This window comes from Bradyrhizobium sp. KZN70725, from assembly GCF_055264925.1.
Map to the genome: position 1 here is coordinate 1 of NZ_JBUYWT010000105.1, position 12,431 is coordinate 12,431.

The 12,431-nt window shown below is 64.6% G+C and carries 13 protein-coding genes; 7 read left to right on the top strand and 6 right to left on the bottom strand.

All coding sequences use genetic code 11. From position 1 onward, the window contains the following. Positions 1–507: 507 nt before the first annotated feature. Both ACZBJS_RS40780 and ACZBJS_RS40785 read left to right on the top strand, forming a co-directional pair. The gene (locus ACZBJS_RS40780) at positions 508–1,497 is read left to right on the top strand and encodes a tripartite tricarboxylate transporter substrate binding protein (RefSeq protein ID WP_316399309.1); all 990 of its coding nucleotides are present in this window, start codon (positions 508–510) and stop codon (positions 1,495–1,497) included. 141 nt (positions 1,498–1,638) lie between these two features. After that, complete coding sequence (locus ACZBJS_RS40785) at positions 1,639–2,019, top strand: hypothetical protein (protein ID WP_168856521.1); 381 nt, start codon at positions 1,639–1,641, stop codon at positions 2,017–2,019. Here the strand turns inward: ACZBJS_RS40785 and ACZBJS_RS40790 are convergent. From ACZBJS_RS40790 to ACZBJS_RS40805, 4 genes are all read right to left on the bottom strand, one after another. Next, positions 2,016–2,489, bottom strand: coding sequence for a YbaK/EbsC family protein (locus tag ACZBJS_RS40790; RefSeq protein ID WP_316399310.1), 474 nt, complete (start codon positions 2,487–2,489; stop codon positions 2,016–2,018). The genes ACZBJS_RS40785 and ACZBJS_RS40790 overlap by 4 nt on opposite strands. A 5-nt stretch (positions 2,490–2,494) precedes the next feature. Then, on the bottom strand, positions 2,495–3,238 hold the full coding sequence (locus ACZBJS_RS40795) for a haloacid dehalogenase type II (RefSeq protein ID WP_316399311.1): 744 nt from the start codon (positions 3,236–3,238) through the stop codon (positions 2,495–2,497). Further along, positions 3,235–4,074 (bottom strand): dienelactone hydrolase family protein, encoded by an 840-nt coding sequence (locus tag ACZBJS_RS40800; protein WP_463440197.1) that lies wholly within the window; start codon positions 4,072–4,074, stop codon positions 3,235–3,237. The genes ACZBJS_RS40795 and ACZBJS_RS40800 overlap by 4 nt, the downstream gene beginning before the upstream one ends. 164 nt (positions 4,075–4,238) lie before the next feature. Further along, positions 4,239–5,123: an amidohydrolase family protein gene (locus ACZBJS_RS40805; RefSeq protein ID WP_316399315.1), complete on the bottom strand. Its 885-nt coding sequence runs from the start codon at positions 5,121–5,123 to the stop codon at positions 4,239–4,241. A gap of 467 nt (positions 5,124–5,590) precedes the next feature. Between ACZBJS_RS40805 and ykgO the strand changes: the two genes are divergently transcribed. Continuing rightward, positions 5,591–5,716: a type B 50S ribosomal protein L36 gene (gene ykgO / locus ACZBJS_RS40810; RefSeq protein WP_002718645.1), complete on the top strand. Its 126-nt coding sequence runs from the start codon at positions 5,591–5,593 to the stop codon at positions 5,714–5,716. Between the two features lie 123 nt (positions 5,717–5,839). Beyond that, the gene (locus tag ACZBJS_RS40815; protein ID WP_316399317.1) at positions 5,840–6,508 is read left to right on the top strand and encodes a tetratricopeptide repeat protein; all 669 of its coding nucleotides are present in this window, start codon (positions 5,840–5,842) and stop codon (positions 6,506–6,508) included. A 97-nt stretch (positions 6,509–6,605) separates the two neighbouring features. On the opposite strand, the gene ACZBJS_RS40820 is transcribed toward ACZBJS_RS40815, so the two are convergent. Further along, positions 6,606–6,782, bottom strand: coding sequence for a hypothetical protein (locus ACZBJS_RS40820; RefSeq protein WP_018269760.1), 177 nt, complete (start codon positions 6,780–6,782; stop codon positions 6,606–6,608). Positions 6,783–7,141: 359 nt separating this feature from the next. Between ACZBJS_RS40820 and ACZBJS_RS40825 the strand changes: the two genes are divergently transcribed. Then, a complete protein-coding gene (locus tag ACZBJS_RS40825) occupies positions 7,142–8,104 on the top strand; it encodes an alpha/beta fold hydrolase (protein ID WP_057018107.1) in 963 nt (320 codons plus the stop codon). Positions 8,105–8,215: 111 nt separating this feature from the next. Then, positions 8,216–9,952 carry a ubiquinone-dependent pyruvate dehydrogenase gene (gene poxB / locus ACZBJS_RS40830; protein WP_168856526.1) on the top strand — a complete coding sequence of 579 codons (1,737 nt, stop codon included), beginning with the start codon at positions 8,216–8,218 and terminating at the stop codon, positions 9,950–9,952. An 89-nt stretch (positions 9,953–10,041) separates the two neighbouring features. Here poxB and cycA read toward each other — a convergent pair whose 3' ends face one another. Continuing rightward, positions 10,042–10,434 (bottom strand): cytochrome c-550 CycA, encoded by a 393-nt coding sequence (gene cycA, locus ACZBJS_RS40835; protein WP_018269764.1) that lies wholly within the window; start codon positions 10,432–10,434, stop codon positions 10,042–10,044. A gap of 235 nt (positions 10,435–10,669) precedes the next feature. Here cycA and ACZBJS_RS40840 point away from each other — a divergent pair, with 235 nt between their 5' ends. Next, complete coding sequence (locus tag ACZBJS_RS40840) at positions 10,670–12,163, top strand: FAD-linked oxidase C-terminal domain-containing protein (RefSeq protein ID WP_076827554.1); 1,494 nt, start codon at positions 10,670–10,672, stop codon at positions 12,161–12,163. The last annotated feature ends 268 nt before the right edge of the window (positions 12,164–12,431 follow it).

A 12,431-nucleotide genomic window follows, 5' to 3' on the forward strand; every position in this document is an offset into this window, starting at 1 on the left:
CGATATCGCATGCTCGGCCCTCTGTGTCTCGACAACCAGAAAAGACCGATTTGCCTCGGTCCTGCCGAGCATGCACCGCGACACAGTGAATCATTCCCCGGACACCCCTGCACACGCGGGGAGAGGTATAGGCCGCCTTTGGCGGCCGTTCTCAAGAACGCCGAAGCGGAGCTTCGGCTATGACGCATCGTCAGATGCGTTCCGGGTGAGGGGGAGCCTCCACAAGTCCAACTGTCGCCGTTTACGCGGAGGCAGCCCCTCACCCCAACCCTCTCCCCGTAAGAACGGGAAGAGGGAGCACAGCGCCGTCGTTATTCGATCGAATCTCAACATGCACTCGGCCGACCAGGCTCGATCTTCCCCATCGGTCAGTCGGCGTCAGATGCGACGCGCGGGACGCTTGAGATCAGCGCTCCGGTCCTGCACGATGCGACCAAGCCGCGGCTCTGACTGCGGCATCGCGATCGGTTGCGATCGCCAAAAAAGATGATTGGGGAGAAACTCTCGATGAACCGCCGCGAACTCCTGCGCGCCGCTGCCGCATTGCCGCTTGCGCAGGCTGCGCTCGCCAAGCCAGCGTTTGCGCAAGCCGCCTATCCCAACCGCAATATCACGATGATCGTGCCGTTTCCGGCCGGCGGCCAGGCCGACCTTGCGGCGCGACCGGTGGCGCTCGCGCTGGAGCGTATCCTCGGCAAGCCCGTGATCGTCGACAATCGCGCCGGCGGAGCGGGCGGATCGATCGGCAATGCGCAGGCCGCGCGCGCCGAGCCCGATGGCTATACGCTGTTGATGACGCTGTCCTCGCTCGCGGTGCTGCCGGAAGCCGACCGGCTGTTCGATCGTCCGGTTGCCTACGAGGTGTCGCAGTTCGCGCCGATCGCGCGCGTGCTTGCCGACCCGACGCTGCTCGCGGTGCCGGCCTCGGCGCCGTGGAAGACGCTGCAGGAATTCGTCGACGATGCGAAGAAACGCCCGGGACAGATTCCTTACGGCTCGTCCGGTCCGTACGGCACGCTGCATGTCGCGATGGAGATGTTCGCGGCGAGCGCAGGAATAAAGCTGCTGCACGTGCCGTTCCGCGGCGCAGGCCCGGCGCTCACCGCGCTGCTTTCCGGCACCGTGCAGGCATTGGCGTCGGCGCCGGGCACGCTCAAGCAGCAGGTCGAGGACGGCAAGATGCGCGTGCTCGCCAATTGGGGCGCCGAGCGGATCGCGAGCTTCCCCGATCTGCCGACCTTCAAGGAACTCGGCTACAAGGACGTCGAGTTCTACATCTGGGCGGGACTGTTCGCGCAGTCAGCGCTGCCGGCGCCGATCATGGAGCGGCTGCGCGCGGCGATGGCTGATGCCGTGAAGGCGCCGGAGGTGATCAAGACTTTCGAGACTGCGGGCAGTCCGGTCGCCTATATGGACGCGCCGACGTTCTCAAAATTTGTTGCAGACGACAGCGCGCGGTTGATCGCGGCGGTGAAGAAGATCGGCAAGGTCGAATAGGGAACTCCCGGGACAAACTCTCTTCACTTTTAGTTGTCCGCGCGAACGATCCTTGGCCGCATTCATTGGGCAGCTTTGGAGCAAATCGCGGCGCGGGAACATGCGCGCGCGGGCCAGTATCTGGAACAACGGGAGCCCGACATGCGATCGCAGCGGATCGTCCTGAGCCTTGCCATAGCGATCGGCGGAGCTGTCACGGCAACGGCCGCCGTCGCCGAGGAGTATCGGGGAACCTGGGAACAGCAGATGGCGTGCACACCGGACGTGTGGCGGCTCTGCAGCGACCAGGTGCCCGACGTGCAGCGCATCGTGGCTTGCCTGCGGCAGAACACGCCGCAACTTTCCAACAGTTGTCGCGCCGTGTTCGAATCAAACGCGCAACAGTCGCAGACCCAGGGGCGGGCCCAACAGCCGCAAGCGCAGGGCCGTGCGCCGCAGCAGCCGCAGATGCAGCAGCGGCCGCGCGCACCACAGCCGATGCAGCCGGCGCCATCGCGGCCGCCGTTCGACGATGAGGATTAGTCCCCAGGTCTGACTTCGCAGACGTCGACCCATTCGGCCGCAGTCAGCTCCGCCATCCTGTCGGGCGTGATGCGGACCGCGCTGTGGGTCGAGCCTGCCGCCGGCACCACGACATCGAACGCCTTCAGCGACACGTCGCAATAGACCGGCAGCGGCGTCTTCAGCCCGAACGGGCAGACGCCGCCGACCTCGTGGCCTGTGATGTCGGCGACCTCGTCGAGGCCGAGCATCTTCGGCTTGCCGCCGAACGCCGCCTTCACCTTCTTGTTGTTCATCCGCGACGTCCCGGCGGCGACGATCAGCACCACGCGGTCGCCGACCCGCAGGCTCAGCGTCTTGGCGATCCGCGCCGGCTCGACGCCATAGGCCTCCGCCGCCAGCACGACGGTCGCGGAGCTAGTGGTGGATTCGATCACGGAGATTTCGGGCGCCTTCTCGGCGAAGAAGGCGCGGACAGACTCGAGGCTCATGTTGTTCAGGACCTTGCAGACACCAGGGCGGGAAGTTCGGAGAGACCGTGGATCCGGTGATCGGGCACGACGCCGAGCTCGTCCATCTGGGTACGTAGCGCCTTGAACATCGTCAATGGGGCGACCGTCTCGCTTTCGACGCAGGCCAGCGCCATCGCTTGCGGCGTCATCCGCTCGATCCATGCGACGTTGAGGCCGAACGACTTGGCACCGCAGGCGTCCCACGGATTGGAGGAAATGAACAGCACCTCCGCCGGCGGTACTTTCAGCACCTCCTCGATCAGCGTGTAGGCCTCGGGCGCCGGCTTGAACACCTTGTGGGCATCGACGCTGATGGTCGCGTCGAGCACGCGGTCTAGTCCCGAGTTGCGCACCAGCGCATTCAGCATGTCGGGGCTGCCGTTGGACAGGATCGCGAGCTTCTTGTCCTTCATCGCCTCGAGCGCGCCGACCGCATCCGGATACAGCGCCAGATGCTGATATTTGTCGATGATGCGGGCGAAGGTCGCCGCGTCATATTGCAGGCCGAGGCAGCGCAGCGTGTAGGCGAGGGAGTCGCGGGTTACGACAGCGAAATCCTGGTAGCGCCGCATCAGCGAACGCAGCCAGGAGTATTCGAGCTGCTTGATGCGCCAGACCTGCGTGATGATGTCGCCGTAGCCGGGAAACGCATCCTCGGTGACGTCGGCCACCGACTGGACGTCGTAGAGTGTGCCGTAGGCGTCGAAGACGATTGCCTTGATGGTCATTGTGATCTCTCTTGCCCGCCGATTGTCGCATACAGGAATTTCCTGAGTGCGTCGATGGATTGATCCCTGGCCACCTCGTTGAATTCGAGGTGATGACCGAGCAGCTGCACCGGCGTGCTGTAATGCGGCACGTCGAAACCGTGATAGGCGCCGGGATAAACAATCAGCTCGATCGGGTGTCCCGCATGATTCTGCCGGGAGATGCCGTAGTCGTCGCGGCCTTCGGCCAAGGTCCGGCACTCCTTGGCCGGCGTCCAGTCGTCGAGCTCGCCGACCATGATCAGCGTCGGCACCGTCATGTCGCCCTTGATGCTGAGGCAGGGCGGGTAGAATGCAACGGCTGCGCGGAATTTCTCTGCCGCGTTATGTTCGATCGCGCCACGCTCGACCGAGAGCAGGGCGAGCCAGGCGCCTTGCGAGAACCCCACCACCGCGACGCGACCGGGATCGACCGCCGATTGCCGCGCGAGATAGCTCAGCGCACGATAGGCGTCATGGACGGTTGCGGCCGGCGCGCCGCCCGTGCAGGCGCTGCTGATGCCGCGCGGCCCGAACCGGTCGACCGTGAGCGTGACATAGCCCCAGGCCGCCAGCCGCTTGCCCCAGCGCTCGTCGAGTTGCTTGAAGAAGCCGCCGCAGCCGTGCAGCAGCACCACGGCGGGCGAGGGGCCCGGTCCATCGGGTGTTCGCAGATAGCCTTGCAGCGGCTGCGCACTTACAAGCGGGCTCTCGAATTCGACGAACGCGGGCGGCTGCCCGCCGCGTGCCGCGCAGCAGAGCCCTGCGCTTCCGATCAGGAGTGCGGAGAGGGTGGCAAGTCCGGTGAAGTTCGTCATGAACCACCTCCGAAGCTTGCCGCCGACAATACTCCCTTAGATCATGATGCGCTTCCACGGAATCGCATCATGATCTCATCTCCTTGTTTGACCATGATCTCCGCGCAAACGCGTTCCGCGTTTGTCGCGAGGGAAAACCGCTTCGCACTTTTCCGGATCATGCTCTAGACGCCCAAAATCTTCCGCGCGTTGGCCTTCAGGACCTTCGGCCGGATCTCCTCGCGGATGTCGAGCTTGGCGAAGTCGGCGAGCCAGCGGTCCGGCGTGATCACCGGCCAGTCGGAGCCGAACAGCATCTTGTCCTGCAGGATCGAGTTGATGTAGCGGACCAGGACCGGCGGGAAGTATTTCGGCGACCAGCCGGACAGGTCGATATAGACGTTCGGCTTGTGGGTCGCGACCGACAGCGCCTCTTCCTGCCAGGGGAAGGAGGGATGCGCGAGGATGATCTTGAGGTCGGGGAAATCGGCCGCGACGTCGTCCATGTACATCGGGTTGGAATATTTCAGCCGCATCCCCATGCCGCCCGGCATGCCGGAGCCGACGCCGGTCTGGCCGGTGTGGAACAGCGCGATCGCGCCGCCGTCATTGATGGCTTCATAGAGCGGATAGGCCATGCGGTCGTTGGCGTAGAAGCCCTGCATGGTCGGGTGGAATTTGAAGCCGCGGACGCCGTATTCCTCGATCAGCTTGCGGGCCTCGCGGACGCCGAGCTTGCCCTTGTGCGGGTCGATCGAGACGAACGGGATCAGCACGTCGAGATGGTCGGAGGCGACCTCGAGCATTTCGTGATTGTTGTAGCGGCGGAAACCGGTCTCGCGCTCGGCGTCGACCGGGAAGATCACCGCGGCGATGTTCTTGGCGCGGTAGTAGGCCGCGGTCTCCGGCACGGTCGGCGGATGTTTGTGCGGCGACTTGAAGTAGTCGGCCATCTGCGCCTGGAAGTCGTCATAACCGTCGTCGCCATGCATGCCGCACGGCTCCTCGGCATGGGTGTGGATGTCGATCGCGGTGACCTTTTCGATGTCGGGCAGTTTGAGCTTGGGCATTCGGTTTCCCCGGCGGCGTGTTCATTGGTGATGGAAAATAATTATATAATATAACGATTTTCGCAAGCGCCGTGGCGGTTGAAGGAATATGACCGCGGGCCGAGCTCGGCCCGGCGCGAGGTCCGGTTCGGCCGGGGGGCGGGCGCGAGGAGGACGAAAACTCGATTCGGCGGCTGTGGCGCCATCGTCAAAAGGCGACGGCGGGTCCGACATTGGTCCGGATAATTGGTGGTCGTCGCCGTTTCCGAAGCGATCTCAATGGCGTGGCGCGGTGCCTGGCGCGGGTTCCCGGCCGGGACAGGCCCGAAAATCGGCCCATCTCGGTTGACATTTAACGGTCCGATGGCTTAGAACCCGGCCGTCCCGGGCGGCAGGCCGCTTGTCGGGATAAATCCCATTTTGCCAAATATTGGCATTGATCAGGTACGGCCTCCAACACGGGCCTTTCGAAGTAACAGGATTGTCCCATGAAGGTCCGTAACTCGCTCAAGTCGCTGCGCGGCCGCCATCGCAACAACCGTCTGGTTCGCCGCAAGGGCCGCGTCTACGTGATCAACAAGGTCCAGCGCCGCTTCAAGGCGCGCCAGGGTTGATCCGCCAAATCTGATCGACAAGGCCGATCCCGCCCGGATCGCCGGCCGATTCCGATCCTTCCTTCACAGGTCTTTGACGCCGCGCTGCTTTGCAGTGCGGCGTTGTGCGTCTAGACTTCGGCGATGGGATTAAAGCTCGGATTCAAGTTCCTAGGGCCCACCAACCGCCGGCTGGCGATCCTGATTGCCGCGCTTCTGGCCATGCCCGTTGCGGCCGTCGCGCAGGACGATCCGCGGGTGGTCCCGCCGCCCAGGGCCCAGAAAAAACTACCTGAAGCTCCGACCAAGCTGCCGAAGGTGCCGGCCGACCGGGCCCGCGGGCTGGATTTCCTGTTCGGCGCGCTGAAGGCCGCGCCCGACGAGGACAGTGCCCGCCATGTCGAGGCGCGGATCTGGGCGCTGTGGCTGCAAACCCCGAGCGATACCGCGGCGCTGTTGATGGTGCGTGCCAAGGCGGCAATCGACGCCCAGAATGTCGATGTCGCACTGAAGCTGCTGGACGCGGTGATCAAGCTCCGGCCCGACTATGTCGAGGCCTGGAACCGGCGTGCGACGATCTACTATTTGAAGAACGATTACGTTCGTTCGCTTGGAGACCTGCAGCAGGTGCTGACCCGCGAACCCCGCCATTTCGGCGCGCTGGCGGGCGTCGGCATGATCATGCAGGACATGGGCGACGACAAGCGTGCGCTCGACGCCTTCCGCAAGGCGCTGGCTGTCGATCCCTACCTCGAGAAGGTGCCGCAGATCGTCAAGCAGCTGACCGAAAAGGTCGAAGGCCGCGATATCTGATTGCGTGCGATTGATCGCGACCGTGGGGCGATGGCCGCGAATGGACACGTTGCTCGCGAGCTTGATGCTTGCTCGCGGTCCGGTCCGGCGCAGGAGGCTAGTGCAAGAACTTGCCGCGGGACGCGGTGTCCTGGGCTACGGCAGCATAGAATTGCTGAAGCTCCGCCTCCAGGTGCTCATTCACCAGCAACAGTGCCTTCAGGGCGCCGCGCAGGTCGCCATTGCAGCTCGCCACGATCTGATCGATGGCCGCATCGCTAGGGTCGGAAATCATGGTACTCCTCCGATTACTTCCCGTTGAACTCGTCATTCGGACGCCGGTTCCTGTGGATACCGTGTACAAACCAGGAAGCGTTCCAATGGCGTCCCGGTTTCGATGAAGCCTCGCGTCTGATGGCGAAATTGCCACCGCCAATCTATGAAATGACTAATGACGCAGGTATGAACCCGCTATCCACAGGCTGGGCGCATTGTGGACAACTCCGCGCCGGGGCGCGAGCCGGATAATCGACAATTGGCTTTCCGAACAAGAGCATGCCCTGGCAGGGGGCACATCGGCGCGAAACCTGATTTCGGCTTCGTCGTAATTGTCAGGTGCCCAATCAGGTGCCTAAGACCTTTCGGATCCCCTCGATGTTGACCGCAATCATTGCGCTGGCGGCCGCAGGGCTGGCCCTGGCGCTGGTGACACAGCTCGGCGCCCTGCTGATCCAGCGGGCCTTCCCGCCGCAGGGGCGAATGATCGATGTGGCCGGGGCGCGGCTGCATGTGGTCGAACTCGGCCCGCGCGATGCGGTCGGGCCGCCGGTCGTGATGCTGCATGGTGCAAGCTCCAATCTCCGCGCGATGCAGCCGCTCGGCGATCGCGTTGCCAAAGCGCGCCGCGTGATCCTGATCGATCGGCCGGGTCACGGCTGGAGCACCCGCGCGCGCGTCGCGGATTCGACGCCCGCGATCCAGGCCCGGATGATCGTGGAGGCGCTGACCAGGCTCGGCGTCGAGCGGGCGATCGTGGTGGCGCATTCCTGGGCCGGCGCACTCGCCTTGCGCATTGCGCTGGATCATCCGGACCGCGTCGCCGGCCTCGTGCTGCTCGCCCCTGTCGCCTATCCGTGGCGCGGCGGCGCCGGACGCTACAATGATGCGATCTCGACACCTTTGATCGGACCATTGCTTGCGCACACGATCACGCTGCCGCTCGGTTTCCTCGTCGCCAATTCGGCTACGCGCGGCGTGTTCGCGCCGCAGCCGGTGCCGGCTGATTTCGTCCGCGACAGCCAGTCGTTGCTCCTGCTGCGTCCGCGCGAGTTCATCGCCAATGCGCGCGACCTCGTCACGCTGAAGGCGGCCGTTGTCGAACAGGCCCCGCGCTATGCCGAGATCAGGGCGCCGCTGTCAATCATTTCGGGCGACGTCGACAAGACGGTCTCGACCGGCATCCACTCGCGGCCGCTCGCCGCATCGGCGCCGAACGCGAAGCTGACCGTGCTGCCGGACACAGGCCACATGGTGCAGTACGTCGTGCCCGATCTCGTGGCGTCCGAGATCGAGACGATGGCCGGCCTGATGGTGCGGGACGCGGTGACGGCGCAATAGCTGCCGCGCATTTGCGCCGCGCGAATGTGATCCGGCAAGGCTTGCGCCGCCGCGTGGCGCCGAACATCATGCAGCCCACGCGGTTTCGGATTGCAGCAAAGGACACCTCTCATGCGGATCGACAACATTGCCGACCTCATCGCTGAAACCCTTGCCCAGGCCGGCGTCAAGCGCATCTACGGTGTCGTCGGCGACAGCCTCAACGGCCTGACCGAGGCGTTGCGCAAGCGCGGCACGATCGATTGGCTGCATGTGCGTCACGAGGAGGTGGCCGCGTTCGCCGCCGCCGCCGAATCCCAGATCACGGGCGCGCTCGCGGTGTGCGCGGGCTCTTGCGGTCCGGGCAATCTGCATCTCATCAACGGCCTGTTCGACGCGCATCGCAGCCGCACGCCGGTGCTGGCGATCGCGGCGCAGATCCCGTCGGCCGAGATCGGCGGCGGATATTTCCAGGAGACGCATCCGCAGGACCTGTTTCGCGAATGCAGCCATTATTGCGAACTGGTGTCGGATCCGGCGCAACTGCCCTACATGCTGGAGAACGCGATCCGCGCCGCGGTCGGCAAGCGCGGCGTCGCCGTATTGGTGCTGCCGGGCGACGTCGCGATGCGGACGGCGCCGAAGCGCGACATCGCGCCGAATGCCGGCTTGCTGCCGCCGGCGCCGGTGGTGCGTCCGGCCGACACCGAGTTGAACGCGCTGGCGGCACTGCTCAACGGCGCGCGACGTGTCACGCTGTTCTGCGGCCGCGGCTGCGCCGGCGCGCATGACGGCTTGATCAAGCTTGCCGAGACGCTGAAGAGCCCGATCGTGCACGCGCTCGGCGGCAAGGAATATGTCGAATACGACAACCCCTACGACGTCGGCATGACCGGCTTCATCGGCTTTTCCTCCGGCTATGCCGCCATGCACGGCTGCGACGTGCTGCTGATGCTGGGCACCGATTTTCCCTACAAGCAGTTCTTCCCGACCGGCATCAACATCGCGCAGGTCGATATCCGCCCCGAAAATCTCGGCCGCCGCTGCAAGCTCGATCTCGGCATCGTCGGCGAGGTCGGCGAGACCATCGCCGCGCTGCTGCCGAAGCTCCATGTGAAGACCGACCGCAAGCATCTCGATGCCAGCCTCGCGCATTACAAGGACGCCCGCGCCGGGCTCGACGATCTCGCCCGCGGCAAGCCGGGCCAGAAGCCGATCCATCCGCAATATCTGGCGCGCCTGCTCAGCGAGCAGGCGAGCGAGGATGCGGTGTTCACCGCCGACGTCGGCACCCCGACGATCTGGGCCGCGCGTTATCTGAAAATGAACGGCCGCCGCCGGCTGGTCGGCTCCTGGGTCCATGGCTCGATGGCCAATGCAATGGCGCATGCGATCGGGGCGCAGGCGGCGCAGCCGGGACGGCAGGTGCTGTCGATGTCCGGCGATGGCGGCTTTGCCATGCTGATGGGCGATTTGATCACGCTGACCCAGGCCAAGCTGCCGGTGAAGGTCGTGATCTTCAACAACAGCGTGCTCGGCTTCGTCGCGCTGGAGATGAAGGCCGCCGGCTTCATCGAGACCGGGGTCGATCTGAAGAATCCGGATTTTGCGGCGATGGCCCGCGCCATGGGCATTCACGGCGTCAGGGTGGAGGATCCCGGCGAGCTCGAGGGCGCGATCCGCGACGTGCTCGCGCATGACGGCCCGGCGGTGCTCGACGTCGTGACCGCGACGCAGGAGCTGTCGATGCCGCCGACCATTACGCTGGAGCAGGTGAAGGGATTCAGCCTGTGGGTGCTGCGCGCGGTGATGAGCGGCCGCGGCGACGAGGTGGTCGATCTCGCCAAGACCAATCTGTTGCCGCGCTGAAAGGGGATGGCGTTTCGAAGAAAGGCCATCCCCTTCTAACGTCCGCCCCGGCATAGGCGCCGGGCGGACGGCGCGACCGATACCGCCGATTACTTCTGCTTGCCGTCCTTGTCGAACGAGGAGACGTAGGCCCAGAGGTTGTTGGCCTCGTTCTCGTTCTTGATGCCGGCGAATGCCATCTTGGTGCCGGGGATCTTGGCCTTCGGGTCCTTGATGTATTCGAGGAAGGTTTCCTTGTTCCAGGTGATGCCGGAATTCTTGTTGGCATCGGAATAATTGTAGTCCGGCGCGGAGCCGGAATGGCGGCCGTCGAGGCCGTTGAGCTCGGGGCCGACCTTGTTCTTGGCGCCTTCGCCGATTGCGTGGCAGGCGAGGCATTTATTGAACGAGGTCTTGCCGGCGGCGGCATCCTGCGCCAGCGCGGAGGATGCGGAAGCCAGCGATGTGACGACCGCCAGCGCGCTCAAGGTCTTTAGGTTCATGGGGTTCTCTTCGTTTCGTCCCGGGAGGTAGTGATCGTTTGTGGCATGTCCGGCTTGGACAGGACAAGCCACGAAACTTTGACAGGTTTCGCGGCCGCCCGCTTGTCCGAGAGAGAACTCGCCATTGCGGGGTGGGGCAATCCGACCTTCGGCCGGTGCACTGAAACAGGTGCAGACGTGATTGATTTGTCGTAACAAATCGGCGAAGGGCAAAAGCCCAGCCGAGGGAACAACGATGTCCATCATGATGCCGGCGGCCGACCAGGCCGTCCTCGCTCGCCGCGCCGAAATCGTGGCCGCCTTGCGCGCAATCGTCCCGGGCGAGGGCGTGATCGACAGCGCCGCCGAGATGCTGGCCTATGAATCCGACGGCCTGACCGCCTATCGGCAGCCGCCGATGGTCGTGGTGCTGCCCGATACCACCGAGCAGGTGTCGAAGGTGCTCAAATATTGCCAGGGCCAGGGCATCAAGGTGGTGCCGCGCGGCTCCGGCACCTCGCTGTCCGGCGGCGCGCTGCCGCTTGCCGACGGCGTGCTGCTCGGGCTCGGCAAGTTCAAGCGGATTCGCGAGATCGACTTCGACAACCGCGTCGTGGTCACCGAGCCCGGCGTCACCAACCTCGCGATCAGCCAGGCGGTCGCGCATGCCGGCTTTTATTACGCGCCCGATCCGTCGTCGCAGATCGCCTGCTCGATCGGCGGCAATGTCGCGGAAAATTCCGGCGGCGTGCACTGCCTGAAATACGGCATGACCACCAACAACGTGCTCGGCTGCGAGATCGTGCTGATGAGTGGCGAGATCCTGCGCATCGGCGGCAAGTCGGCCGAGAATGCCGGCTATGATTTGATGGGAATCATCACCGGCTCGGAAGGGTTGCTCGGCGTCATCACCGAGATCACCGTGCGCATCCTGCAGAAGCCGGAGACGGCGCGTGCGCTGATGGTCGGCTTCGCCGAGGTCGAGGCGGCCGGCGAATGCGTCGCGCGGATCATCGGCGCCGGCATCATCCCGGGCGGCATGGAGATGATGGACAAGCCCGCGATCCACGCCGCGGAGGCGTTCGTTCACGCCGGTTATCCGCTGGACGTCGAGGCGCTGTTGATCATCGAGCTCGACGGCCCCCAGGTCGAGGTCGACGAGCTGATCAAGCGGGTCGAGGCGATCGCGCAAGGCTGCGGCTCGACCTCCTGCCAGATATCGACCTCGGAGGCCGAGCGCAATCTGTTCTGGGCCGGCCGCAAGGCGGCGTTCCCCGCGGTCGGGCGCATCTCGCCGGACTACCTCTGCATGGACGGCACCATCCCGCGCGGCGCCTTGCCGAAGGCCCTGGCGCGGATCCGCGACCTCTCGGAGAAATACGGCCTCGGCGTCGCCAACGTGTTCCACGCCGGCGACGGCAATCTGCACCCCTTGATCCTCTACGATGCCAACAAGCCGGGCGAGATCGAAAAGGCGGAGGCGTTCGGCGCCGACATCCTGCGCTGCTGCGTCGAGCTCGGCGGCGTGCTCACCGGCGAGCACGGCGTCGGCATCGAGAAGCGCGACCTGATGCCGGACATGTTCACCGAGATCGACCTCAACCAGCAGCAGCGGCTGAAATGCGCCTTCGATGCGGAGGGTCTGCTCAACCCCGGCAAGGTGTTTCCGACCCTGCACCGCTGCGCCGAGCTCGGCCGTGTCCATGTCCACGCCGGCAAGCTGGCCTTCCCGGATATCCCGCGGTTCTAGTGTCCCGAATCCGAAGTTCCCATCATTTGCCGCACCTTCGGAGCGAACTTCGGATTCGATAAGGACACTAGCAAACTTCTGATTCTAGTGTGCTTTGTGAATGCGAAGTTCGTGAAAGTGGCTGCCGCGAAATCGCACGAACTTCGCCTTCAGCACACTAGGTGGTGTGGACTCTAAGGATTCCCTTTTGAGAGCAAATCAGATTCAAGGCTTCTTTTTGGGAGGCGGCCTTGGGTGTGATGGAGCGTTTGGTGTTGAGCGACGCGGC